This is a genomic window from Sporolactobacillus putidus, assembly GCF_014647035.1.
Taxonomy (GTDB): Bacteria; Bacillota; Bacilli; order Bacillales; family Sporolactobacillaceae; genus Sporolactobacillus; species Sporolactobacillus putidus.
Genome location: NZ_BMOK01000004.1, coordinates 223,647 through 249,226 on the forward strand (window position 1 = coordinate 223,647; position 25,580 = coordinate 249,226).

Here is a 25,580-nt window from a genome sequence, read left to right on the forward strand (position 1 = left end):
GGAGACATGGGAAGAATCGTTCTCGTCATAGCCGAGAATGTCCGGGGCGGCGCATCGCCACCTCACTCACTGTTGATACGTTGTTACGCACTTTCCTCAGAATTTTTGACACTGACTCTAATCCGAGGCTAGCCTCCTTAATCTGCTCATCCTCCTGCGATAAAAGGAAACAGACTAAAACAAACTGTGCCTATTCCCCTCATCTGTCCCGTTCACTCCTCTTTTTTTGTGCTGATTTACGCTTTTTCAGCACAGAATTTCCCGGGGAATTGTCGAGATCACGTTTAAGTTTCCTGGATGAGTGTCGAATCGGAATTAAATCATGGCGGAGGATGCGGCCAAATTTTTATTTTTTCAATCTGCCGAGATACATTACACCATTCGACCGATGCCCGTTCATGGTTACATAGTTTGTCTTTTCATAAGCGAGCGTCTCAAACGGACGAATCCATTCATCGACACGTTCTTCGCTGTGGTGGCGCAGAACTGCGCCATCGGGCAGTTCGAAAACGCCGTATGTAGAATACTTTTCGTTATACTTTTCATACCGTGCCACGTTCCTGTCGTCATCATTCAGCAGAAAGTCGTTAATATAAATCACGCCGTCCGGCTTCATCACTCTCCTTATTTCCTGCAAAATGGAATCCTGTTCCTGACCCCGGTAAACACAAGTCAGGACGGCGAGCAGTAAAACGGAATCGAACGAGTCGTCAGGAAAAGGAATTTCCCCGCTGTTAACAATGCTAAAATGAATATCCGGGTCATTGGACAAGGCACGTTTTATCATTTTTTCAGAAAAATCCACACCGTATAAGTTCGGACACGCCCTTTTTTTTAACTCAAACAATGTTCTGCCATATCCGCACCCATAGTCCAGAATTCTCGCATCATGGCGGACATGACTGAAAAATCGGTCGAACTGAAAGGGTGTTGTGAATTCCTTTTTGTCGGCCGCTTCGTTCCAATAATCTTTCTGAGCGATCATCGTCTGAAACATCTCCCCAATCTAAAATTACTTGAATTATATCAGAAATCCTCTGAGTGCGCCCGTGCACGTTCAATTTTTACGATCCATTTTAAATACCGGTTTCCAGTCGATTCAAACATCAATTCATATGTAACCTGCTATAATAAGTAGTGAAATGAGAAGCACTCTCGAACAAGAAGGGAAACTAAAATGGAAGAACTTAATCAAAATATTATAGAAGAAGTCAGCCGGGCACTTGATGATCTTGGAAAAACGATGGATTTCGACTCCCACCATCTGCTTGTTTTGGGGTGCAGCACGAGCGAAGTAGGCGGAAAACGCATCGGGACGTCGGGCTCGATGAACATAGCGGCATCGATCTACCAGGCTTTGAGAAATTGTCATGACCGGACGGGTGTGCATTTTGCTTTTCAGTGCTGTGAGCATCTGAACCGTGCACTCGTCATTGATCGTAAAATTGCGGAACAGCGCGGCTATGAACAGGTTACCGTTCGGCCTGTACGGCATGCGGGCGGGGCGATGGCGGCCTATGCCTATGAACATTTGCAGGATCCGGTCGTCGTCGAATTTATCAAGGCGGACGGCGGCATCGACATCGGTGACACACTGATCGGCATGCACCTCAGGCACGTCGCGGTTCCGGTCCGAAGCGAAGTCAGGGAAATCGGGCACGCCCATGTCACCATGGCACGGACGCGGCCGAAGCTGATCGGCGGAGAACGTGCCGTCTATCCGGAAAAAGCAAAGGTATGGGAGATATAGCATCAGATAGAAAAAGGGAAAGCATACCGCCAAAATTTGCGACAGGAAAAAAACTGAATTTGACAATCGGATGAATTTTATAAAGCTATTTAATGATAAAATATGATAAACTTTACATGATAAAGTTTTGAGAGGAGTTGCACACCATTCATGAAGGCAATTGAAGCGCATGATCCCGATGTGTTCCAGGCAATTGAAAAGGAATTAGGTAGACAAAGAAGCAAGATCGAACTGATTGCTTCTGAGAATTTTGTCAGCCCGGCGGTACTTGAGGCGGCCGGTTCCGTTCTGACCAACAAGTATGCGGAAGGTTATCCGGGTCATCGCTACTATGGCGGCTGCGAATTTGTCGATATTGTCGAAAATCTGGCAAGAGACCGGGCCTTGAAGCTGTTCGGCGCTGACCACGTGAACGTTCAGCCTCACTCGGGGGCTCAGGCGAACATGGCTGTCTATGAAACGATACTTGAGCCGGGTGATACGGTGCTGGGCATGAGACTGGCGCACGGCGGCCATCTGACGCACGGCAGCCCGGTGAATTTCAGCGGACATCTCTATCATTTCGTTGATTACGGAGTGACCAAAGACACGCAGTTGATTGATTTCGACGAGGTGAGGGACCAGGCGCTTAAATATAAACCGAAGCTGATTGTCGCCGGTGCGAGCGCATACCCGCGCATCATCGATTTCAAGAAATTCCGTGAAATCGCAGATGAGGTCGGCGCCTATCTGATGGTCGACATGGCGCACATCGCCGGACTCATTGCAACGGGCCTTCATCCCAGTCCAATTCCTTATTGCGATTTTGTTACTACGACGACACACAAGACCTTGCGCGGTCCCCGCGGGGGTATGATTTTCTGCAAAGAAGAGTTTGCCAAGAAATTGGATAAGGCGATTTTTCCGGGCATCCAGGGCGGACCTCTGATGCACATTATTGCTGCAAAGGCCGTCGCTTTCGGCGAAGCGCTTCAGCCGTCGTTTAAAGAGTACGCGAGCCAGATTGTTTCCAACGCGAAGGCTTTTGCCGAGGCGCTGCAAGAGCACGGACTGACCCTTGTTTCCGGCGGTACGGACAATCATCTCGTGCTTGTTGATCTGCGCAATCTCGGGATCACAGGCAAGAAAGCGGAAGCCGTGCTTGACAGCATCGGCATCACGACAAACAAGAACGCCATTCCGTTCGATCCGGAGAAGCCTTTTGTGACAAGCGGCATCCGCATGGGAACGCCGGCTGTGACGACACGTGGATTCAAGGAAGATGATATGCGTGAAGTCGCTTCTATTATTGCCGAGGCGCTGAAAAATCCGGACGACGGAACCGTTCTTGCCGGATCTATGGCACGCGTCAGGACGCTGACAGAGAAACATCCGCTTTACGCCGAAGGAACGGGTACAAGGATCTGACAGTCGGCCCGAGACGCATGAGAGGCCGCGCAAAAATAACAAACGGACCGGACAATAGAGAAAAGTTTGGCCGGAAGCGGGCATGACTTTAGGAGGTTTCGGGCAGCCGGCTTGTCCGCTGCGGCCTTCTTATCATGGGTTGTCCGGCCGATTCACTTGGAGGGGGGATTCCCCCTTTATTTCATGAACGGGATGAAGCAAGGCGGAACACCGCGCCGTTCAAAAATGGGGGGCAATAAAATGGGTAAACTGGTTGTTTTGAATCATCCGCTGATTCAGCACAAACTGACGATGATCCGGGACTACAGGACAGGCACGAAAGCGTTCCGAGAACTGGTGGATGAAGTTGCCACACTGATGGCTTTTGAAATCACCCGGGATCTGACTCTTGAAGAGGTGGAAGTCCAGACCCCGGTAGCCAAAGCGAAGGCTTACAGAATAGCCGGAAAGAAGCTGGGCATCGTGCCGATTCTCCGGGCAGGGCTTGGGATGGTCAATGGCATGCTTCAGCTGATTCCGGCGGCAAAAGTCGGCCACATCGGCCTATATCGTGATCCCGAGACGCTGAAACCTGTAGAATACTATGTGAAGCTGCCGCAGGATATTTCCGAACGCGACCTGATTGTCGTCGATCCGATGCTGGCGACCGGCGGATCGGCAGCGGCTGCCATCACTTTTCTTAAACAGCACGGCGGCGTTAATATTAAATTGATGTGCCTGATCGGAGCACCTGAGGGCGTCCGGGAAGTGCAGGAAACGCACCCGGATGTCGACATTTATCTCGCGGCGCTTGATGAGAAACTGAATGAGCACGGCTACATTGTTCCGGGGCTCGGCGACGCGGGCGACAGGCTTTTTGGCACAAAATAAGCCGGTAAAGCGCCCGGAACGGTCCGATGAAAAAATATTTCATAAGGATACAGCATTTGTGAGGGTTATTTTCTTTGTTGGTGATTTGTCACAAATTAAGTGTTCCAGGTTCGCAAAAGTGTTTAGAATTCTAGTTATAAGGTTGAGCAGATTAACCGACAGAACGGGGCATATTTCTTCACACTGGTGTGATAAACATCACAAAATAACTGAAATGATGTTGACATGAAGATAGCGCTTTCGCTAAACTGTAACAGTAATGTTATTTTTGGATGAGTGCCGACCGAATGACGGCATCAGGCCGTTTTATTCCATAAATTTATGATCTGTACAGAATTGTGTCATGTCTCGTATCCCGAGGTCTGCCGGCGAAGAGTAATAAGTGACTGGACTCACATAATGATGTTTCGACAGGCCGACCGCCCGGTCCGCTTCCGTAAGAAGCCGGCCAACCGGTCCGAACGAGGCTGAGAAGTCCTGAAGGGGGTCTGGCTTTGGCTGGGAAAAAACCCGTCAAACCATTACAGATGGCCGCGATGGTCAGTGCCATGGGCTTTGAGATTTTTGCATTTATTATCATTGGTGCATTCGTCGGGAAGTATCTTGACGGACATTTCGGTTTTTCCCATCTGTGGCTGCCGATTTGTGCCGTTGCCGGTTTTTTGTTCGGTTTGTTCAGCTGTTATTATACTCTGAAATCTTTTATGAAGGACTGAGCCGTTGTGAAGCAGATAATGGCATGGTCTTCACGCGTGATTCTGGTTGCCGCGGCGGTATACGCCGGTGTTTTTGGGGTAATCTGGTTTATCAGACCGATGAGAGCTCTCGCAAGCGGTTTTCTCCTCGGCGGATTAATCAGTTTATATAATATATTTCACCTGTCTTTTCGACTGAGGATAGCAGGTCTCCGGGTTTTGTCCGGTTCTCGTATGCCTGCAGGGCTGCACATGACCGTCAGAATTCTGACCGTCATTTTCGGTACACTGCTCGTTTACCGCTTTCCGGCCCTGATTGACTTCCGATCTTTTGTGCTGTCCTTATTGTTCGGCTACATTTTGCTTGTGACGGTGATGAGTTTTTATTATTTAAGAAAAACAACTTCTTCGGATGAAGGGGGGGAGACTCTTGGATCTGACTCCGAAAGTAACATTTCTCGGGATGACGTTTGATGTGACATTGATGATCGGGACGGTTGCTTCCGCTCTAATTGTTATGCTGATTATGTTTCTGCTGACACGTCGCCTGAGCATGAGACCGTCGGGACGGCAAAATCTTATGGAATACATTATTGACTTTATCAGCGGTATAACCGGGATGATGCTGGAAAAAAAGGAGTCGGCAAGGTATTTAAGTTTTGCGCTGACGACTTTTCTGTTTGTCCTCGTGGCCAACTTGCTTGGCGTCGTTGTCATGGTAACGGCAACGGCTCATGGTCCGATACCATCTCTTGGTATCACGTCGGCACTGCTGAAAACGACCGATTCGGTCAGCTGGTTTAAATCGCCGACTTCCGATATTAACGTTACCGTTGCTATGGCCGGAGCGATCTTTATCTATTCGCACTTTGCTGGCATCAAAAAAAGCCCGACCGGCTATCTTGGCCATTATGTCAAGCCTTTCTGGTGGATGCTTCCGATTCATCTGATTGATGAAGTGTCGAAGCCGGCAACGCATGCTTTGCGACTTTGGGCGAATATATTCGCCGGTGAAGTGCTGATCCTGATTCTGCGCGGAGGCGCATTTTATTTCACCGCGGTTCCGCTCTTTGCCTGGATGGGTTTTTCAGTTTTTGTCGGCTGTATCCAAGCCTATATTTTCACCGTGCTGGCAATGGTCTACATTTCTCAGAAAGTGGGAGAAGAATGATCCCTCAATGATCAGGCTTTTCCCGGTTTTGCATACTTTTGTCAAAAACATAGACAAACTAGGAGGAATCTTTTTATGAGTCTTACAGTTCTAGCTGGTGGTATTATGATCGCATTCGGTGCTCTTGCAGCAGGTATTGGCAACGGTGTTTTATTCAGCCGTTACTTGGAAGGTATCGCCCGTCAGCCTGAAGCCCAGGGTACTCTGTTCGGACAGTCGATGATCGCACTTGGTCTTGTTGAAGCACTGCCAGTCATTTCAATAGCATTCGGTATCCTTGTACTCTTTGGCGTTATCGGCTGAGCCGCAAGTCTGCCGGAGAGCGGGAGAAGTTCTGATCGTTCCCGTTTTCCGGGAACAGGGGAAGCAAGTAAATCTTTAGATTGAAAGGAGTGGCAAGAGCCGTGCTATCTTTTTCTATTGGAAACATCATATTCCAATTGGTCATCATGCTTCTGCTCATGGCCTTCGTTTCCTGGATTGGCGTCAAACCAGTACTCGCGATCATGGACAAGCGGAATAAATACATCAACAACGAAATTGATGAAGCCGAAAAAAACCGCAAGTCTGCCGAAGAATACCTGGCCAGACAGAAGGACGAACTGGATAAAGTGCGCGAGGAATCGCGCGCGATGATTGAACAGGCGAAAAAACAGGCATCCGCCGAGGCGCAAAGCATTGTCGATGCGGCCAAAAACCGGTCGGATCTGCTGATTAAAGATGCGCATGAAGAAATCAATCGGGAGAAAGAAAAAGCCGTTGCCTCTATACGTGATGAAGTAGCTGATCTCTCTGTCCTGCTCACATCCAAATTGCTTGAAAAAGAGATCAATGCGAAAGACTATTCGAAAGAAATTGACCAGTTGATGAAGCAGGTGGGAAATCAGCGATGAGCGAAATTGTAGCGAACCGTTATGCAAAGGCACTCTTTGAAGTCGCTGAAGAACGCAATAGCGTTGATGCGATTGAGACCCAGCTGATTTCCGTCGCGCATGCCATTTCAGAAAATGAAGAGCTTCGCCGGGTCCTGCTGCATCCGCAGATAAACAGTGCTGAAAAGAAAGCGCTGGTCGACAAGCTGTTTGATAAAGAAGTAGGACTGGAAGTCATGAATCTTTTGAGACTGCTCATTGATCGCAAGCGCGAACTGATAATCGATGAAGTGCTTGAAGCCTACACGCATATGGCGGACTTCAAAAGAGGTATTCTTGACGTGACCGTAACGACTGCCGTTCCTCTCGATGAAGAGGAACAGCAGGATCTGGCCCAGCGTCTTGGTGACGTTCTCGGAAAGAAGCTTCGCATGCATGTCAAAGTAAGAAAGGAAATTATCGGCGGTATTTTGCTGCGGATCGGCGACCGTCTCTATGACGGTACCATGGCGGGCAAACTTGCAGGCTTCAGACAGGAGATTAAAGTAGGTAAATAGGGGTGAAAACATCGTGAGCATTAAAGCGGAAGAAATCAGCTCATTAATCAAGCAGCAGATTGAGAACTATCAATCGACGGTTGAAGTGAGCGAAGTCGGCACAGTCATCACTGTCGGCGACGGAATTGCCCGCGTCCACGGCCTTGACAGTGTTATGTCGGGCGAGCTTGTCGAATTTTCCAACGGGGTCATAGGCATGGCCCAGAACCTTGAAGAGGATAACGTTGGTATCGTCATTCTCGGCCCTTTCACAGATATTCATGAAGGAGACGAAGTTAAGCGTACCGGCCGGATCATGCAGGTGCCTGTCGGTGAAGCACTCCTCGGGCGCGTCGTCAATCCGCTCGGCCAGCCGATTGACGGCAGAGGGCCGATCCATACGGATAAAACCCGTCCTGTTGAAAAGAAAGCCCCGGGTGTTATGCAGCGGAAACACGTTTCCGAACCTTTGCAAACCGGGATTAAAGCGATTGACGCGATGATTCCGATCGGCCGCGGCCAGCGTGAACTGATCATCGGCGACCGTCAGACCGGAAAAACGGCAATTGCGATCGACACAATCATTAATCAGAAAGACCAGGATGTCATCAGTATCTACGTTGCCATCGGGCAAAAGGAATCGACAGTTGCCGGTGTCGTGAACACGCTGAAAGAGTACGGCGTAATGGACAGAACAATCGTAGTTTCGGCCGGAGCTTCCGAACCCGCTCCATTGCTTTACCTGGCGCCTTATGCCGGTGTAACGATGGGCGAGGAGTTCATGTACAATGGCAAACATGTACTGATTGTTTATGATGACTTGTCGAAACAAGCGGCGGCATACCGTGAACTTTCCTTGCTGCTCCGCCGTCCGCCGGGCCGTGAAGCATTCCCGGGCGACGTTTTCTACCTGCACTCGAGACTGCTGGAACGCGCGGCTAAATTGAGTGACGAACTGGGCGGCGGTTCCATCACCGCGCTGCCGATCATTGAAACGCAGGCCGGGGATATTTCAGCCTATATTCCGACGAACGTCATTTCAATCACGGACGGTCAGATTTTCCTTGAATCCAACTTGTTCTACTCCGGTATCCGCCCAGCGGTTGATGCCGGGACGTCAGTATCCCGTGTCGGCGGTGACGCACAGATCAAGGCTATGAAAAAAGTTGCCGGAACACTTAAGCTGGATCTTGCCTCTTACCGTGAACTAGAGGCATTCTCACAGTTCGGTTCCGATCTGGACAAGGCGACAAGAGCCAAGCTCGACCGCGGCGCCCGTACTGTGGAAATCCTGAAACAAGATCTGCACAATCCATATCCTGTTGAGAAGCAGGTTGCCATTCTTTTCGCGCTGACGAAGGGTTATATCGACGACGTGGCTATTTCCGATATCAAGCGTTTCGAAAAAGAACTGCTTGCTTATCTGGAACAGAACAATGCTGATATTCTGAACAATATCCGCAAGAGCGGCGGGCTGCCTGACGCAGAGGCTTTTGAGGCAGCTATCAAAGCTTTCAAAAAGACGTTTGTGGCTTCTGTTGCCGAATAAGTGCGGCCATATCGATCCCTTTTTCAAACATAATGCAAGATGAGCCGCTTACAGTCCGTAAACCGCTCGTTTTATCGACCTTGCAAAGGTGGTGAACGAAAATGCCTTCAATGCGTGACATTAAGGAAAAAATTGCATCGACGAAGAAGATGCGAAAAATTACAAAAGCGATGCAGATGGTATCGGCCGCCAAGCTGAATCACGCACAGAGCAGTGCCCAGGCTTATTCAGCCTACGCGACTAAACTCAGAGAAGTTGTGGCAAGTATAGCCGGTACGGCTAAAGGGAGCAGTGCGAAGCATCCGATGCTCCAAAGCCGCCCGGTTAAGAAAACAGCCTATCTGGTGGTCACCGCCGATCGAGGTTTGGCTGGTGCCTATAATAACAACATTCTGAAGTACACACATGAACTGATTCAGCAGAAACATCAGTCCAAGGATGAGTACACCATCATTGTCACCGGTAAAGTCGGGCTGAATTATTTTACGAAACGCGGTTATCCGGTCGCGTTCAGCAAAATCGGCCTGCCCGATGAGCTCTCTTTTGACGACGTGATTGGCATTGCGAAGGACGCGGTTGCTCTTTTCAGTGACAAGAAGATCGATGAGCTGCATCTGATCTATAACCATCTCATCAATGCCATTTCGCAGAGTCTGGTTAACACCCAAGTGCTCCCTCTGACTGATCTTGAAAAAGAGCCGGTTAAAAAGGCCAACTATTCCTATGAGCCTGACGAAGATGAAGTTCTGGCAGCATTGCTGCCCCTTTACGCGGAGGGACAGATCTATGGGGCCCTTCTTGATGCCAAGGCAGCGGAACATGCGGCGCGTATGACGGCGATGAGAAACTCAACGGACAATGCGAGCGAGATTATCGATCATTTGTCTCTGTCCTTTAACCGCGCGCGTCAGGCCGCAATTACTCAGGAAATTACCGAAATTGTCGGCGGAGCTGCCGCCCTCGAATAAATTAACGCTGGAAAATGCTGATAGGAGGTAGTGTGATGAACAAAGGGTATGTAACTCAGGTTATGGGGCCAGTCGTCGACGTCAAGTTTGAACGCGGTCACCTGCCTGAAATCTACAACGCTCTGACCATAAATTATAAAGCCAAGTCCTCCAACGAAGCGGATATCCATCTGACGCTCGAAGTGGCCCTTCACCTCGGCGATGATTCCGTCCGCACGATTGCGATGGATTCCACGGACGGACTGGTCCGGGGCTTGGAAGTCGTCGATACGGGCGCACCGATTTCCGTACCCGTCGGCGATGCGACGCTTGGCCGCGTCTTCAACGTCCTGGGTGAAGCCATTGATGGCAAGCCCGTCGCTGAAAATGTGGAAAAGAACTCGATACACAGAGATCCGCCGAAATTCGAGGAGCTGTCTACCAAGACAGAAGTGCTTGAAACGGGGATTAAAGTTATCGATCTGCTGACGCCTTATATCAAAGGTGGAAAAATCGGCCTGTTCGGCGGTGCCGGAGTGGGTAAGACGGTTCTGATTCAGGAACTGATCCATAATATCGCCGAGGAACACGGCGGTGTGTCCGTTTTTGCCGGCGTCGGCGAACGGACCCGTGAAGGCAACGACTTATATTTTGAAATGACTGATTCCGGAGTTATCAAGAAAACGGCGATGGTGTTCGGACAAATGAACGAGCCGCCGGGTGCCCGTATGCGCGTGGCGCTCTCCGGGCTGACCATGGCGGAATATTTCCGCGATGCCGAAGGTCAGGACGTGTTGCTTTTCATTGACAACATTTTCCGTTTTACTCAGGCCGGTTCCGAAGTGTCCGCCCTGCTCGGACGCCTTCCTTCCGCCGTTGGTTACCAGCCGACACTGGCTACAGAAATGGGCCGTTTGCAGGAGAGAATCACGTCGACGAAAAAAGGTTCCGTTACATCGATTCAGGCGGTTTATGTACCAGCCGACGACTATACCGATCCGGCTCCGGCGACGACCTTCTCGCACCTTGACGCAACGACCAACTTGGAACGTGCACTGACACAGATCGGCATTTATCCTGCCGTCGATCCGCTGGCCTCGACATCACGCGCGCTTGCTCCTGACATCGTCGGCGAGGAACACTATGAAGTCGCTGAACGCGTTCAGCAGACACTGCAAAAGTACCGTGAACTGCAGGACATCATTGCTATTCTTGGTATGGATGAACTTTCTGATGAAGACAAGCTGACCGTCAGCCGGGCTCGCCGCATCCAGTTCTTCCTTGGCCAGAACTTCCACGTTGCCGAACAGTTTACTGGCGTTCCGGGATCCTATGTGCCGGTTGAAGAAACAATAAAAGGATTCAAGGGAATCCTCGACGGCAAGTACGACGATATTCCCGAAGAAGCCTTCCGGAACACCGGAACGATTGAAAATGTTCTGGAAAGAGCGAAACAACTGGTCTGATGTCTGACAATCAGATGAATCGATCGGACCACTTAAAGGGGGCTGGCAGATGAGTACGGTGCATACAGATATCGTCACACCCGCGGGCAAGATTTACGAAGGGGACGTTCACATGGTGTGTGTGCGATCGACAAGCGGCGAGATGGGCATACTGCCGCATCACATGCCGATTGTCGCTCCGCTTGAAATCGCCTTGGTTCGCTTAAAACACGAAAATGAAGAAGTCGTTGATTATGCGGCCGTTCACGGCGGATTCATTCAGGTGAGCCCCGACCGGATCTCGATTCTCTCGGAAGCTGCCGAAATGAAAGATCAGATCGACGTTGAAAGAGCCCAGATAGCCCGCGACGAAGCCCAAAAGGCGCTGGGCACATTGCACAAGAGCTCGGAGGGTTACGCACAAGCGATGCTGAAACTCAAACGAGCAGAACTGCGTCTGAATACGGCGGCAATTAAAGAAAAAGTACAGGAAAGCTAAATTGATCGCGAAGGGTCATCAGCCTTTCCATTTTTTAAGAGGCACCGCGGATTTTGTAATCTGCGGTGCCTCATTTTTTTGTTCAGGAAATGTTAAAATTTCGACCTGCGGATAACTGCCGGTAAATGATCTGAAAGACTTTCGAGGAACCTGAACATATATCGTCCCTCACGGGAAAATTATCGGCTGTTCCGATAATATATCGGTCTTCACGGAAAAACATCGATCGTTCCGAAAACAAATCGGCCATGGCATCCCCAAAGTTCAAGCCACGAGAAAAGATCCCTCAGCAAATAAAATCAGCCGCCGAATAGTCAAATTCATTTGTTATCCTTGGTAAATGTTGTTAACCGTTCGCCCTCTGAATACGTTTTAACAACGTGAAAACATCAAAAAATGTGCATATTAAAGGCATTGTATAATTTTCACGATATTTGAAGGCAACTTTTGTTACAAAATGAATATTATTTCGACAGGCTGTATTAATTCTGAAAAAACAATCATCATTAAAAGTATGGTTATTTTTTGTCAATCGCGTTAAAATATACACAGGTCAATCAAGATTATTCTTGTATTACTGTTATATTACATTTATGTAACAGACAAGGAGATGGCTGTAAGTTTCCATTTTTGTATATGTTTTTGTAAAGAAATCGCTTTTCATTAACCGGATTCAAGCAGCGGTTTTCTGGTGAAATGCAGAAGTGGGAAGAGAGCAATACATATTAGGCTCGGGCAGGTGTCAAAAAGTCATGAATGTCGGCCTACAGGCCCTGATCAGTCTCCTGATTCATCTGATCGCACTGGTTCTGACGTGGTGGGCGCTTCAAGGTCTCAAAATTGATGTTTTTTTCCGCCATCCGAAAAGCCCGCAGGTGAGAATTCTTTATATTCTTCTTGCTATTGCCATCAGCTATCCGGTGGCGGAGTTCTTTCTCAGCTACGTAAACTGGTCGCTGATGCTGCCGAAGATCTACGGCTGAGCGCTTTTGCAGCAAAGGAAAAAACACAGCCTTGCTGCTTGCGAATAAACGTCGGTTTTGACGAAAAGTTCCACGTATGCCTTCCTCTTTCTAAAGGAAATACTGAAAACAGGGAGAGGGGCGTGAAATGTATGATTCGGAACTTATTGTTCGTAATGATTGCGCTGTTTGCCGCTTTGTTGATCTTTAGCGGAGCGTACGGGAGAATGGCGGCCGGAGGCGGCATTTCTGCCGGCCGGCTGGATGCAATGGATCGTGTTCCTTTGTTTGTCGGAGCATTGAAGGAACATGCGGCACTAGTCGACGGTTGGACGGTCTATGCGCGTGAACAACAGCAAACCATGGACAGCGAAGGAGAATTTCAGAAGCAGACTAATCAGATGACAAAAAAGCTTGCCGGTTACACTTGGCATGAAATCGGGAAAAAGGAAGAGTACATCGGCTGGGAGGGCATAAAAAAATCGGAGCCTTCAGGAACGGAGATCAAGATCACTTATCTTGCTTATCCCGTTGGCGGCCGGTTTCAGACAGCCATGCTTTACCAATTCCAAAGCCATTCATTTCAAGCGGCTTGGTGGCCGGTTCAAAAGCAGCAAATGCGTAAGGATATGGCTGGAATTTTTAACGGACAAGAGCAGGCCTTCTCTTGTGTAAGGGCTCATGAGAGTGATAAAATGAGTCTTGGCTTATCGAAAGAAGGAGAACGCTATTTGAAGCTGTTTTCAGCCGTCCCTATTGAACGACTGTATGAGAAAACGTTTGTATCGATATCCGCATATACTAAGACATGGAACGATGGAATTTATTCCGGAAAACAAAAAATGAATGTCCAGGTGGCTTTAAGAAATGACGGGGGTCGTGTCGCCGTCACTTTGGGCACGCCGATCATTACGGTTGAATATTAATGAAGGTATGGCTTACAAAAAGACGGGGTCGCTGTTTCATCGGCACTACTCGTGGCACAGAGGGCGTTTCCGGATCGAGCGAGAGATAAATGGACGCGGAGGGGAAAAGTTTGGAGAAAATTATAGTTCGCGGAGGGAAACGGCTTTCAGGCTCAGTTAAAATTGAAGGCGCGAAAAACGCTGTACTTCCTGTAATTGCCGCTTCGATGCTGGCAAGCGAAGGCATAAGCACAATATATAATGTACCGGGACTCGCTGATGTATACACAATAAATGAAGTCCTGCGTTATTTGAACACGTCGGTAAGTTATAAAAATGGAACGATTACAATCAATGCGGTGGCTGAATTAATGACGGAAGCCCCTTTTGAATATGTGCGGAAAATGCGGGCATCGTTTCTTGTCATGGGTCCTCTGCTGGCCAGGGTCGGCCACGCCAAAATCGCTCTTCCGGGAGGATGCGCGATCGGATCCAGGCCAATTGATCAGCATCTTAAAGGGTTTGAAGCCATGGGCGCCAATGTGACGATCGGAAATGGCTGTATTGAAGCGCGCATCGATGGAAAACTGAAAGGATCGATCATCTGTCTTGACTTCCCGAGTGTTGGCGCTACGGAAAATATCATCATGGCTGCAACGCTGGCAAAGGGTGAAACGATCCTTGAAAATGCGGCATGCGAGCCGGAAATCGTCAATCTGGCACAGTACCTCAACGCGATGGGTGCAAAAGTGAGTGGCGCCGGCACAAGTAAAATAAGAATTACCGGTGTTAATCAGCTGCACGGTGCCGAACACACCATTCTGCCCGATCGGATTGAAGCAGGAACGTACATGATTGCCGCGGCCATTACAGGCGGCAATGTACTGGTTGAAAATGCCGAGGCGGATGCCCTACGCCCGCTCATTGCCAAATTGCGTGAAATGGGTGTCGAAGTGGAACAGGAATTGGGCGGTATCCGCGTCATTGGCACGGATCACTTGCAGGCCGCGGATGTTAAAACGATGCCTCATCCCGGTTTCCCGACGGACCTGCAGGCGCAAATGATGGCGCTGCTGCTTAAAGCGGCCGGAACATCGGTCATTACGGAAACAGTATTCGAAAACCGTTTCATGCATGTTGAAGAATTCCGGCGGATGAATGCCTCGATTAAGATCGATGGACGGTCTGCCATTATCAACGCTCCATGCGACCTGCAGGGCGCTGAGGTTACGGCCACCGATCTGCGCGCCGGAGCGGCGCTTGTAATTGCGGGCCTCGCCGCAAAAGGGTATACTCGCGTCAGCCGCTTGCATCATATCGACCGCGGTTATGTCGATCTGACAGGGAAACTGAGTGCACTTGGCGCCGACATCGAACGCGTGCGTGTTGAAGAAGCGGAACAGCCTGCTGCAGCTGCGCCGGAACCCTTGAGAACACAGATCGGAGTCAATCCGAAATTTGCATAATCGCACGAACCAAATAGATCGTACCTGAGATGCGGGAAGCCTGCATCTCTTTTTTATGTTCAAGGGCGGGCTCTGCCCATTCAGCATTATATGCCTTTCAATTTTATTTAGACCAGGTTCTTCAATAAAAGGCGATTGTCCTGAATCGGCAAAAAAACTGGCAGCGTTGTGCAGCTCTCTCTTCGTTCTATGGCCGGCCGGACAGGCATAGAAATAGGGAAAAACGTGTTGGAGGCCAGAACATGAAGAAAGCCGCCGCACTGCTGCTGTTCGTTTTATCTTTAACCATTGTTGTTGTCCCCACCGCCATCGTCCTGCTGTTTTCACAAAACAGAAACCAGCCGAAGCCGGTGGTACAGGAAGCACAGGCGATATTAGCACGGACTCTGCCGCAGGCAATTGCCAAAAAGAGCAACGCTCCGGCCATCACTGTAACTGTTTACCGATCAGCACAAAAAAAGACCGACCGCGTCGCTCTTGATGATTATCTAGTCGGCGTGGTCGGCTCGGAAATGCCGGCAACTTTCCATCTCGAGGCATTGAAGGCGCAGGCTCTTGCTGCACGAACCTATATTATAGGCAAGATGATGAGCGATCCGGGCACCACAGTGACGGATACCGTACAGAATCAGGTCTATAATAGCCGTCAGGATCTGAAAAGGATTTGGGGCAAGGATTACAACCAGAGGATGGCGAAAATTGAAGCAGCTGTGTCGCAGACGGAAGATGAAGTCATTACTTATCAGGGAAAACTGATTACCCCCGCTTTTTTCTCGACGAGCAACGGGCAGACCGAAAACGCTGCCGACTATTGGACCGCTGCTGTCCCTTATCTGAGGTCGGTGCCGAGCCCATGGGACAAATTTTCCCCAAAATACAAAGCTGAAAAGACGCTCAACGTTTCTGAAGTAGAAAATGCCCTTGCTGTAAAACTGGGCAGCGGTGACGGCGACCCCGGCAAAGTGCTCCGGCGAACGTCAACAAATCATGTTGCCGTCTACAGGATTGCCGGTCGAAACTTTACCGGAAGAGAGATACGTGAAAAACTGAGCCTCAATTCCACAGACTTTCAGCTGAAGCAGAGCGGCATCCGGATCGTTGCCATAACGTATGGAAGAGGGCACGATGTCGGCATGAGCCAGTACGGTGCCGACGGAATGGCGGGAGAAGGCAAGAGTGCCGCTCAGATCGTCACCTATTATTATCAGGGGACATCGATCAGCAAGATGAACGTGACCGCGAATCATGCCATTGCAATAAAATAGGGGGATATCACTCGAAGAGCGGTCGTTCAGGAGCCGGCCGGTTTCTGCTGCTGCGGAACACCTTTGAAGGGTTGCGATGCGCGGCAATGAAGCCTTGACGGTGCGGAGTAAAAGGTACAATCTCAAAAAATAGGAAACAAATATGAGTTTTTCAAAGAAATTGCCAATTTTTCTGAAAAAAAGCAGTATTTTTTCACTATTAATGTATAGATCGCCCGCAATCTGATCACAATGATTGCTGAGGTGATGCAAGATGACAGAAAACAAAGATCAAAAGAATTCACAGGAGAAAGAGCTGACCGGCCTGCGCAAACTAGCAAAACGGCGCTGGTTCTATCCCGCTTTATATCTGGGCGCGGCTTCTCTGGTCATGACAGGGATGCTCCTGTTTCAGGTACTGGGCGCGGAACAGACAAAGAATCAGAAGGAAGAAAACCAGGTTGTATTTAATCAGAACAAGCCGGCCGCACCGGTGAACGCCGCTGCCGAAGTCTTCGAATGGCCGGCCGTACAGGCGGACACAAAAGTTATCCAGCCTTTCTATGATGTAAACGGAATACAGCAGGAACAGAAAGCCGCTCTCGTAAACTATGATCAAACTTACGTCCAAAATACAGGCATTAACATTGGCGCGAAAGATGGCAAAGCGTTTACGGTAACAGCGGCGATGAGCGGAAAGGTAACGGAGGCGAAAAAAGATAACCTCCTCGGCTATGTGGTAGCCGTCAAACACAGCAACGGAGTTGAAACCCTGTACCAGAGCCTTGCGTCGATCAGCGTATCGCTCGGACAGCAAGTAGCCCAAGGCGAAACAATCGGCACGGCAGGCACAGAAGCGTTCAACAAAAGCATCGGTACCCACGTACATTTTGAAATCCGCAAAACCGGTGTACCTGTCAGTCCGGAAGCCTACATGGCCAAGGGGACAGCCGATGTGAAAGCTCCGACGTCCGCCGCGCAATCAACAAACGCGAACCAGGCAAGCACAGGGACAAACGGCAAATAACTAAAGCTGACCGGGCAAGTATCGGATTCTGAGAAAGTCTGTCCATAGTCACGAGCCACGCGCCCGTGGTTTCTGGAGAAACAAAGCTTAGCAATAAAATCGGAGGTATCGCGGCAAAGATAACCGTGATACCTTTTCATTATGCCTGAAAAACTGATACTATAGTGAAAAGTGCATCCGGAGTGATTACAAACAAAGTCTACTATGCAAGATTTTCCAGCATCGAGAAAAAGAGGAAAGTTTCCTTCTCTGGTGAATACGATGCATAAATTCCGGCCCATACATATTTTATAGAAAATGCTTTTAGGGGTTGCTGGCAATCAAATTAAATCGAATCAAAGAAGGGGGGAACTGCTGCTAACCGTACCTGAGCAAAGGCAAAGACTGAAGCAGACGGGAAAAACGATTGACGCGATCTGGCTGACCTGTTTTCTGAAACACCTTTCAGGCGCATTAGCAGCGGAACAAATCATGAAGATAGATGATACAGACCGAAAAATACTGGACTGCCTGGCCGAAGATGGCAGAATGTCCTATGTTGACATCGGCAAGCGGCTCAACTTGTCCAGAGTATCAATACGCGAGCGCGTTCAGCAATTAGTGAAAAACGGAGTGATCGAAAAATTCGGTGTCGTAATCAATTCGGAACTCGTCGGCAAGACCGTATCAGCCTTCTTTGAAGTTGAATGTGAGCCTTCAGCACTGCTGTCGGTCGCTCGCAACCTTTCAAAGAATCAGAGTGTGGCCAGCTGCTACCAGATGACCGGACCGAGCATGCTGCATGTGCACGTTCTTGTAGAGGACTTCCACCAGCTCGAGAATTTCACAAACAAAGAACTCTATTCGATGAAGGGCATTACAAGTGTAAACAGCCATATTCTCCTGCGTCGCTTCAAGAGCCGCAGCGGGTTGAAACTCTGACCGACGGCCGGCCGATTTAAGAAAAAATTGGAACTGGCCGACTCCCATTAAAGGCACCAACGGCTTCCCGAATTGAACGATACATAATTGCTGTCGAATGCGCGGCGGCTGAATCTGAAAATGTAAATTTGAAAAATGAGAATAATGCTGCAATAAGTCACCCTAAAAAGGTGGCTTTTTTGTTTAATAAGCATCATTTTTGAATTTTTTAGAAAAATATGTTGATATCTAGTGATTAAAGTCATATAATATCATATGTAAGTTAAATTAACATTTTCAGTTAATAATTGTAACATGTTTAGTTGTTTATTATTCATAAAGAATTGAAAACGCCGCTGTTTTTAACAATTGGATGCCACGGACGAAATCGGTTGTGATTCACTTTAGTTTGAATAAAAGAAAAGTGGATGAGACGCAGGAGGGTTGTTCCGAATTCCATTTTCATCAAGACGGTAAAAAGTAGAGGCTTTACAATAATACCTGTGCACGGGTTTGCTATATTATCTAAAAATTTTGAACTCGATGTGACTTATTCTGGAAACAACAGATAATAGACATGGAAGGGAAGAATTTCATTGCCAGAAACCAAAAAGAATTATATTTTGCTCATCATCCTCTTTTCACTGGGTTGGGCCTTTATGTACGCCGACAGAAATATTTTATCTCCTGTCATGAGCGTAATTGGCCATGACTGGAACCTGACAAAAAGCCAGCTTGGCTTGATGTCCACTGTGTTTTTTCTCACATACGCAGCCATGCAGATTCCAGCCGGTTTTCTGGCCGATCGTTTTGGGAGACTGAGCGTGCTGGTCGCAGGCTATATTTTGTTTGGTATCGGAACACTCCTGAGCGGCATGGTCTCCGGATTAGGCATTTTTCTGATCGTAAGGGCAATTACCGGCATAGGAGAAGGAACATATTATAGCCCGCAATATGCCATTTCTTCTGTGGCTATCCCGAAAAGGTATCGCGGGGTTTCTTCGGCGGTCATTAATAGCGGAATGGCGCTTGGTATATCACTTGGTTTCATTGCATCCAGCTATCTGACTTTTACGCTGAAAAAAAATTGGCAGTTCTCCTTTATCCTGTTTGGTGTCATGACCGTTGTCGTCGCTATTTTAATCAGTGTTTTTATCAAAGATAATAAGCATTATAAAATCAAACAGGAAAAGGCGAAATCATTGCCTGCAATGAATTTAAAATTGCTGTTCAGTAAAAACCATATATTCACTTATATTTTGATTTTTTGTTCTCTGTACGGATTTTTCGGCATGCTGACCTGGCTGCCGTATTATTTACAGACGGTAAGAGGAGTCGGCGGTTCACAGACCGGAATTATAGCGTCGCTCGTACCATGGGCTTCCATCCCCGGTGCCATATTTTTTGGTTATGTGTCGGACCGGATTAAAAATAAAAAACCGCTTATCTTGTTTCTGTCATTAGTTGGAGCAGCTTGCCAATTTGTTATTCCATACGCCTCCAACTACTCCTTGATGATTGTTGGATTAGTGGTCTATGGATTGGCTGGAAAACTGGCGCTTGATCCGGTTCTTGTAGCCTATATCGCTGAAAATACACCGTCACTGATGTATTCAAGAGCTTACGGTATTTTTAATTTCGCAGGTGTCGTTTCATCTGTTTTTGCTCCCTATATAACAGGCTATTTTGCGGATCTGACAGGAAAGCTTGAAATTGGTTTTTATTTGTCGGGTGTACTGCTCCTGATTGGAGGCATTCTGTTTATGTTCACGAACGCAAAACCAAATGCAAGTTCATACGCGACGCAAAATGTCGGGGAAATTGCTCCGAACTGAGAAAAGGTTTGCGAACCGTGCTCAAAAAGAAACGGTTTGATGGTATATTTATATTAAATAGAGTGGAGAGCCGGAAAGAAAATGAATGCCTTTTTCTTATCGGCTCATCTTTTTGAGATGTTTTTTGGAAAATCTTTTAAATTGACCATTAGACTCTTTTGAGGAATGTGTTGATATAGAGACGCTAAAGGCATATAATTGTCCGTGAAAAAGTTTCTTTTGTTAAAAATATAAAGGAAATAGGCTAATGTAAGAAACTAAAATACGCTTATTTCGTTCGTTTTGATAACTGTTTTGCGATATTTATAGTTTTAATGGATGAACAGCCTAACTGTGGCAAACAACTATAGCATTCAGAAGAAGGGAGAGTCCATATCGATGTTCGACTACTATGATCAGCCTTACAGTTCGAAAAGAACAACGGTCTTTGCACGGAAAGGCATGGTGGCGACAGCGCAGCCGCTGGCGGCTCAGGCCGGACTGGACGTATTGAAGAAAGGCGGGAATGCGATTGACGCCGCGGTCGCCGCGGCAGCCAGTCTGACCGTTCTGGAACCGACATCGAACGGGATCGGGAGCGATGCGTTTGCACTGATCTGGACGAAAGGGAAATTGTACGGCCTGAATGCGAGCGGAGTCGCTCCGCAATCGATATCGATCGGAGCGGTGAAAAGAAGAGGGTACACATCGATGCCCGTACACGGTTTTGAGCCAGTTATGGTTCCGGGTGCACCGGCGGCATGGGCGGAATGTTCCCGCCGCTTCGGCCGCCTTCCATTTGCGGATCTTCTGAAACCTGCAGTCGATTACGCGGAAAATGGTTTTCCACTGTCTCCCGTTGTGGCAAAAAACTGGAACAGAGCGAATCTGCAGTTCAAAAAGACGCTGACTGATCCGATGTTCAAGCCGTGGTTTGAAACGTTTGCCCCAAGCGGCCATGCTCCGGAAGCCGGTGAAATATGGGCCTCTCCGGCGCACGCTATGACGCTGAGGGAGATCGCCGAAACCCAGGCGGAAGCCTTTTACAAAGGAGACCTTGCAGAGCAGATCGACCGTTTTTCGAGAGAACACGGGGGGTTTATCAGGAAGAGCGATCTTGAAACCTATTGGCCGCAATGGGTGGATCCGATCTCGGTCAATTATCGCGGTTATGACGTTTGGGAGATGCCGCCGAACGGGCAGGGCCTTGTCACACTGGTTGCGCTGAACATTCTTAAAAACTTTGATCTGAATTTCAGAGAATCTACAGATACCAGCCACAAACTAATCGAGGCTTTGAAACTCGCTTTTTCAGATGGCAAAAAATATATCACAGATCCCCGATGCATGAAAGATGAAGTTTCTCAGCTTCTGTCGGAGGAATATGCGCGAAAGCGGTGCGGGCTGATCGGGACTGCGGCGCTTGAGCCGTCGGCCGGAACGCTTCCGAGAGGCGGGACGGTCTATATCGCGGCCGCTGACGGGGAGGGCAACATGGTCTCATTCATCCAGAGCAACTACAAAGGTTTCGGATCTGGCATCGTCATTCCGGAAACCGGCATATCGCTTCAGAACCGCGGTCATACTTTTTCGCTAAACGAAACGGATGCCAACGCCCTCGCTCCCGGGAAAAAGACGTACCACACCATCATCCCGGGTTTCCTCAGTAAGGCCGGACAGCCGGTCGGCCCGTTCGGCGTGATGGGTGAGTATATGCAGCCTCAGGGCCACCTGCAGGTAATCACAAACACGATTGATTTCCATCTTCATCCCCAGGCCGCTCTTGATGCGCCGCGGTGGCAGTGGATAAGCGGAAAAACCGTCATGGTTGAGCCGGATTTTCCCAATTCGATCGCTCAGGCACTGGCCAGACGCGGGCATCATATTGAAGTCGCTCTCGATACAGGTTCCTTTGGCCGTGGACAGATTATCTGGCGGAACAACGATACCGGTGTCCTGGTAGGGGGCACGGAGTCGCGGGCGGACGGGCTGGTTGCCGCGTGGTAAAATAGCTGATGTCCGGCAGCTTACATAATTAGGCCGGATGCGCAGAATTTTTGATCAAAAAGGAAAGGTTTGATTGGATGGATCGGGAAGAAAAGACGTATCAGGCAGCACAGAAGAAGGGATCTACTCTAACCCGGTACAGAGACATTTTCGTTGCTTTTTTCCGTTCAAGCATTCTGAGCTTCGGAGGAGGTCCGTCAGGGATCCCGTTGATTGAGGCTGAAGTTGTCAAAAAGTACAAATGGATGACGATCGAAGAATTCGGAGACATAGTGGCCATTGCGAACGCGCTGCCGGGACCGATTAATACCAAACTTGCGGGTTACATAGGCTGGCGACTGAAAGGAATTGGCGGACTGGTGACGGCACTGATTGCCTCTGTATTTCCAATGGTTATTGCATTAATTGTCCTGCTCGGTTTCCTGACTGCTTTCCAGCGGCAAAGATGGGTCCGGGGGATGACGCAAGCTGTACTGCCCGTTGTCGGCGTGCTGATGGCGCAGCTGACCTGGAGTTTTGTCTCAAGCGCCAAGAAAGGCCTGGGCTGGACCGTCAGTCTGCTTCTGATCTCAGTCAGCTTCATCCTGATGGAAGTGATCCACGTACAGCCTCCAATACTGATCGCGCTGACATTGCTCTATGTACTCATCATACCTGCGAGACCAAAAACATCGGCAGGTGAGCATAAATGATTCTTTACTGGCAGATTTTCCTTGCGTTTTTCATTCCCGGCATTCTTGGCTACGGCGGCGGACCGGCATCGATCCCGCTGATCGAAAATGAGGTCGTCAGCCACTATCACTGGATGTCGGTCACGACGTTCAGCAACGTGCTTGCATTTGCCAATTCGCTTCCCGGACCGATTGCTCCGCAGATGGCCGGCTACATCGGCTATGTTCAGGGAGGAGTGGCCGGTTCGCTGATCGCCATCTTCGCGACCGTCGCTCCATCATTGATTTTGCTGATTCTGCTGCTCAAACTGTTGTATAAATTCAAGGATTCACCCAAAGTCAAACGGCTGACCATGCTGATCCGTCCGATCATCGTGGTTATGCTCGGGATGATGGCCTATAATTTTTTTGCCGCGTCGAAGCAGGCATCCGGATGGCTGCCGCTGATCGTGATCGGTGCGCTCAGCTTTATTCTGATGCAGCGATTCAGGCTCCATCCGGCCTTCATTATCGCCGGAGCACTGATTTTCGGAGCCATTTTCATGGGATGAACGTGTAGTTTACATGTCGAACCGAACCCCCTGAGTTGGACAAATAAAATCCAATTTAGGGGGTTCAGAGCATTTACGATGCATGGAACAGTGCTTTTTTCATATGTTTCTGGCTGGGCAAGCTTCTCTCAGCCCGTCCTGGCGCCTGTAATTTTTTTAAGGACTGGTCCCGAATATCGCAGGAGCGGTGGAAACTTTCAGCAGTGCGTTGCTGGCTCTGAATTTATAGACCAATAACCCATTCGTCCCGTTTAAGATTCACGGTAAGCTGGATTCTGGTATCTGCCGGCCTGAACATGTGCCGAAAGATAACCGAAGTTTCCGAGGCGAAAAAATGTCGTACCTCCTCTTGCAAAGTTTGAAAAACCGTCACACTTGCAGAGAGGATTTTTCCATGAGCAATGCGAATAAAAACATTATCTCAATTGAAGGAACGATGCCTATTGATTGCAAAGAAACAATTGATTCCATTACGGCTGCTCGCTGACCAGGCGTTGCTGGACCATCTGCCCGAAGGCCATTTGAAACGTCCGACCGTCGAGGATGACTTGGCGAAACTTCAGGCCGGCTGGCGCGGCGAGCAAAACTTCAGCTACTACCTCGACATGCGCAATGAAGACAATGTCCGTATTTTTTATGATCTCCGTCTCACCCTCGAACAGTACGTGTTCCAAATCGACGCACTTTTTCTCACAAACACATTCGCTTCAATCATGGAAGTCAAAAACTATTCCGGCACGCTTCTTTTCGAATCGGGCGGAGAAAGGATGATCCGCCTCATCGGTGACAGACGTGAAGGATTCTCCAATCCGGTTGTTCAAGTAAAACGTCACGGCGAACTGCTGTCGAAATGGCTCACTGCCCGCAACCTGCCGCATCCTCCACTCGAATCACTCGTCATTATCGCCTATACATCAACTATGGTCGCTTGTCCAGGCAACATCCGGGAAATCAGCGAAAAAATCATTCATGCCGAACTTGTAACCTCAAGAATCGACACACTGACTAAAAAGTACAGTCACGATCGGCAGGACAGTCAGCTGATGACTCAAATTGAACAAGCCTTGCTTCAGGAACATACGGACCCGCCTATCGATGTCCTGAAAAAATTCGGGATCCATTCTGATGAACTGCAGCGCGGGGTCCGTTGTCCGCATTGTCACTCATTCCTCATGAACCGCTCGTACGCCGCCTGGATCTGCAACAGGTGCGGACACAGCTCAAAAACTGCTCACGAACAGACCATCCTCAATTATTTTCTCCTTTTTGGTCCAACCATGACCAACAAACAATGCCGGGAATTCCTGAAGATCGAGGACCGGCAGCTTGTCAGACGCCTCTTGAAGAATATGAAGTTTCAGCCAAGAGGACAGGGTACCGGAAGCGGCCTTTACTATGAGTGCCCGTCACATGAATGGCTTGATCAATATTATCAAATCCATTTGATGAAAAAATGAATGCTTATCTTAAGTAGTTACGAAAAATTTTGAAATAGTTGAACCGAAACTGGCAAAAGTCGAACCGAAATTAAAGAAAGTCAAACCGAACCCCATAAAAGTCGAACCGAAATTTAACAGATGAACCGAAACGCGTAAAAGTCGAACCGAAATTAAAGAAAGTCAAACCGAACCCCATAAAAGTTGAACCGAAATTTAACAGATGAACCGAAACGCGTAAAAGACGAACCGAAATTAAAGGAAGACGAACCGAACCCCGTAAAAGTTGAACCGAAATTTAACAGATGAACCGAAACTGGCAAAAGTCGAACCGAAATTAAAGAAAGTCAAACCGAACCCCGTAAAAGTTGAACCGAAATTTAACAGATGAACCGAAACTGGCAAAAGTCGAACCGAAATTAAAGGAAGACGAACCGAACCCCGTAAAAGTTGAACCGAAATTTAACAGATGAACCGAAACGCGTAAAAGACGAACCGAAATTAAAGGAAGACGAACCGAACCCCGTAAAAGTTGAACCGAAGTTTAACAGTTGAACCGAAACTGGCAAAAGACGAACCGAAATTAAAGAAAGTCAAACCGAACCCCGTAAAAGACGAACCGAAATTTAACAGATGAACCGAAACGCGTAAAACTCAAACCGAAACACATATTGAATTGGAAAGTTCTCCCCATTTAATCAAAAACGAAGGAATTCCCCTCTCCAAATCCCAACGGAAAATTCCCTCATCATTAAACATCAAAGAACTTTTCCGGTGATCGCAATCGGAAAGTTCTTCTTTTGGTGTGCCCGGTATTCCCGTGATCCCTTGTCCCTATTGACTTTTTGGCATATAA

25 protein-coding genes are annotated in these 25,580 nt (G+C 48.5%); 24 read left to right on the plus strand and 1 reads right to left on the minus strand.

Annotation, left to right across the window (positions count from 1 at the left end; translation table 11 throughout):
• Positions 1-346: 346 nt before the first annotated feature.
• On the minus strand, positions 347-985 hold the full coding sequence (locus IEX81_RS06610) for a class I SAM-dependent methyltransferase (protein ID WP_188802285.1): 639 nt from the start codon (positions 983-985) through the stop codon (positions 347-349).
• Between the two features lie 192 nt (positions 986-1,177).
• On the opposite strand from IEX81_RS06610, the gene IEX81_RS06615 reads away from it, so the two are divergent.
• The 24 genes from IEX81_RS06615 to IEX81_RS06730 all read left to right on the plus strand — a co-directional run bounded on the left by IEX81_RS06615 (position 1,178) and on the right by IEX81_RS06730 (position 24,745).
• Entirely contained in the window at positions 1,178-1,750 is a 573-nt protein-coding gene (locus IEX81_RS06615; protein ID WP_188802286.1) for a TIGR01440 family protein, read from the plus strand.
• Positions 1,751-1,900: 150 nt separating this feature from the next.
• Complete coding sequence (gene glyA, locus IEX81_RS06620; RefSeq protein ID WP_188802287.1) at positions 1,901-3,157, plus strand: serine hydroxymethyltransferase; 1,257 nt, start codon at positions 1,901-1,903, stop codon at positions 3,155-3,157.
• Positions 3,158-3,397: 240 nt separating this feature from the next.
• The gene (upp, locus tag IEX81_RS06625; RefSeq protein WP_188802288.1) at positions 3,398-4,027 is read left to right on the plus strand and encodes a uracil phosphoribosyltransferase; all 630 of its coding nucleotides are present in this window, start codon (positions 3,398-3,400) and stop codon (positions 4,025-4,027) included.
• 494 nt (positions 4,028-4,521) lie between these two features.
• Complete coding sequence (locus tag IEX81_RS06630; protein WP_188802289.1) at positions 4,522-4,743, plus strand: AtpZ/AtpI family protein; 222 nt, start codon at positions 4,522-4,524, stop codon at positions 4,741-4,743.
• A 6-nt stretch (positions 4,744-4,749) separates the two neighbouring features.
• The gene (locus IEX81_RS06635; RefSeq protein ID WP_188802290.1) at positions 4,750-5,196 is read left to right on the plus strand and encodes an ATP synthase subunit I; all 447 of its coding nucleotides are present in this window, start codon (positions 4,750-4,752) and stop codon (positions 5,194-5,196) included.
• A complete protein-coding gene (gene atpB, locus IEX81_RS06640; protein ID WP_188802291.1) occupies positions 5,153-5,893 on the plus strand; it encodes a F0F1 ATP synthase subunit A in 741 nt (246 codons plus the stop codon). The genes IEX81_RS06635 and atpB overlap by 44 nt, the downstream gene beginning before the upstream one ends.
• Positions 5,894-5,968: 75 nt before the next feature.
• Positions 5,969-6,196, plus strand: a complete 228-nt coding sequence (gene atpE, locus IEX81_RS06645) for a F0F1 ATP synthase subunit C (RefSeq protein WP_188802292.1) — start codon at positions 5,969-5,971, stop codon at positions 6,194-6,196.
• A gap of 101 nt (positions 6,197-6,297) precedes the next feature.
• Positions 6,298-6,786, plus strand: coding sequence for a F0F1 ATP synthase subunit B (gene atpF / locus IEX81_RS06650; protein WP_188802293.1), 489 nt, complete (start codon positions 6,298-6,300; stop codon positions 6,784-6,786).
• Positions 6,783-7,322: a F0F1 ATP synthase subunit delta gene (locus IEX81_RS06655; RefSeq protein ID WP_188802294.1), complete on the plus strand. Its 540-nt coding sequence runs from the start codon at positions 6,783-6,785 to the stop codon at positions 7,320-7,322. Before atpF ends, IEX81_RS06655 begins: the two co-directional genes overlap by 4 nt.
• A 13-nt stretch (positions 7,323-7,335) precedes the next feature.
• Positions 7,336-8,850 (plus strand): F0F1 ATP synthase subunit alpha, encoded by a 1,515-nt coding sequence (atpA, locus tag IEX81_RS06660; RefSeq protein WP_188802295.1) that lies wholly within the window; start codon positions 7,336-7,338, stop codon positions 8,848-8,850.
• A 101-nt stretch (positions 8,851-8,951) separates the two neighbouring features.
• On the plus strand, positions 8,952-9,818 hold the full coding sequence (atpG, locus tag IEX81_RS06665) for an ATP synthase F1 subunit gamma (protein ID WP_188802296.1): 867 nt from the start codon (positions 8,952-8,954) through the stop codon (positions 9,816-9,818).
• Between the two features lie 35 nt (positions 9,819-9,853).
• Positions 9,854-11,263, plus strand: coding sequence for a F0F1 ATP synthase subunit beta (gene atpD / locus IEX81_RS06670; protein ID WP_188802297.1), 1,410 nt, complete (start codon positions 9,854-9,856; stop codon positions 11,261-11,263).
• 49 nt (positions 11,264-11,312) lie between these two features.
• On the plus strand, positions 11,313-11,741 hold the full coding sequence (gene atpC / locus IEX81_RS06675) for an ATP synthase F1 subunit epsilon (RefSeq protein ID WP_188802298.1): 429 nt from the start codon (positions 11,313-11,315) through the stop codon (positions 11,739-11,741).
• 752 nt (positions 11,742-12,493) lie between these two features.
• Positions 12,494-12,724, plus strand: a complete 231-nt coding sequence (locus IEX81_RS06680; RefSeq protein ID WP_188802299.1) for a DUF1146 family protein — start codon at positions 12,494-12,496, stop codon at positions 12,722-12,724.
• Positions 12,725-12,855: 131 nt separating this feature from the next.
• Positions 12,856-13,629 carry a YwmB family TATA-box binding protein gene (locus tag IEX81_RS06685; protein ID WP_188802300.1) on the plus strand — a complete coding sequence of 258 codons (774 nt, stop codon included), beginning with the start codon at positions 12,856-12,858 and terminating at the stop codon, positions 13,627-13,629.
• Positions 13,630-13,739: 110 nt separating this feature from the next.
• Positions 13,740-15,074 (plus strand): UDP-N-acetylglucosamine 1-carboxyvinyltransferase, encoded by a 1,335-nt coding sequence (gene murA / locus IEX81_RS06690; protein ID WP_188802301.1) that lies wholly within the window; start codon positions 13,740-13,742, stop codon positions 15,072-15,074.
• A 242-nt stretch (positions 15,075-15,316) separates the two neighbouring features.
• Positions 15,317-16,339 carry a stage II sporulation protein D gene (spoIID, locus tag IEX81_RS06695; RefSeq protein ID WP_188802302.1) on the plus strand — a complete coding sequence of 341 codons (1,023 nt, stop codon included), beginning with the start codon at positions 15,317-15,319 and terminating at the stop codon, positions 16,337-16,339.
• 253 nt (positions 16,340-16,592) lie between these two features.
• Entirely contained in the window at positions 16,593-17,345 is a 753-nt protein-coding gene (gene spoIIQ, locus IEX81_RS06700) for a stage II sporulation protein SpoIIQ (protein WP_188802303.1), read from the plus strand.
• Between the two features lie 471 nt (positions 17,346-17,816).
• Complete coding sequence (locus IEX81_RS06705) at positions 17,817-18,266, plus strand: Lrp/AsnC family transcriptional regulator (RefSeq protein WP_188802304.1); 450 nt, start codon at positions 17,817-17,819, stop codon at positions 18,264-18,266.
• 575 nt (positions 18,267-18,841) lie between these two features.
• Positions 18,842-20,080, plus strand: a complete 1,239-nt coding sequence (locus IEX81_RS06710; RefSeq protein WP_229727501.1) for an MFS transporter — start codon at positions 18,842-18,844, stop codon at positions 20,078-20,080.
• A 378-nt stretch (positions 20,081-20,458) separates the two neighbouring features.
• Positions 20,459-22,066 carry a gamma-glutamyltransferase family protein gene (locus IEX81_RS06715; RefSeq protein ID WP_188802357.1) on the plus strand — a complete coding sequence of 536 codons (1,608 nt, stop codon included), beginning with the start codon at positions 20,459-20,461 and terminating at the stop codon, positions 22,064-22,066.
• Positions 22,067-22,143: 77 nt separating this feature from the next.
• Entirely contained in the window at positions 22,144-22,758 is a 615-nt protein-coding gene (locus tag IEX81_RS06720) for a chromate transporter (RefSeq protein WP_188802305.1), read from the plus strand.
• Entirely contained in the window at positions 22,755-23,288 is a 534-nt protein-coding gene (locus IEX81_RS06725) for a chromate transporter (RefSeq protein WP_188802306.1), read from the plus strand. The genes IEX81_RS06720 and IEX81_RS06725 overlap by 4 nt, the downstream gene beginning before the upstream one ends.
• Before the next feature lie 443 nt (positions 23,289-23,731).
• Positions 23,732-24,745 carry a nuclease-related domain-containing protein gene (locus IEX81_RS06730; protein WP_229727502.1) on the plus strand — a complete coding sequence of 338 codons (1,014 nt, stop codon included), beginning with the start codon at positions 23,732-23,734 and terminating at the stop codon, positions 24,743-24,745.
• The last annotated feature ends 835 nt before the right edge of the window (positions 24,746-25,580 follow it).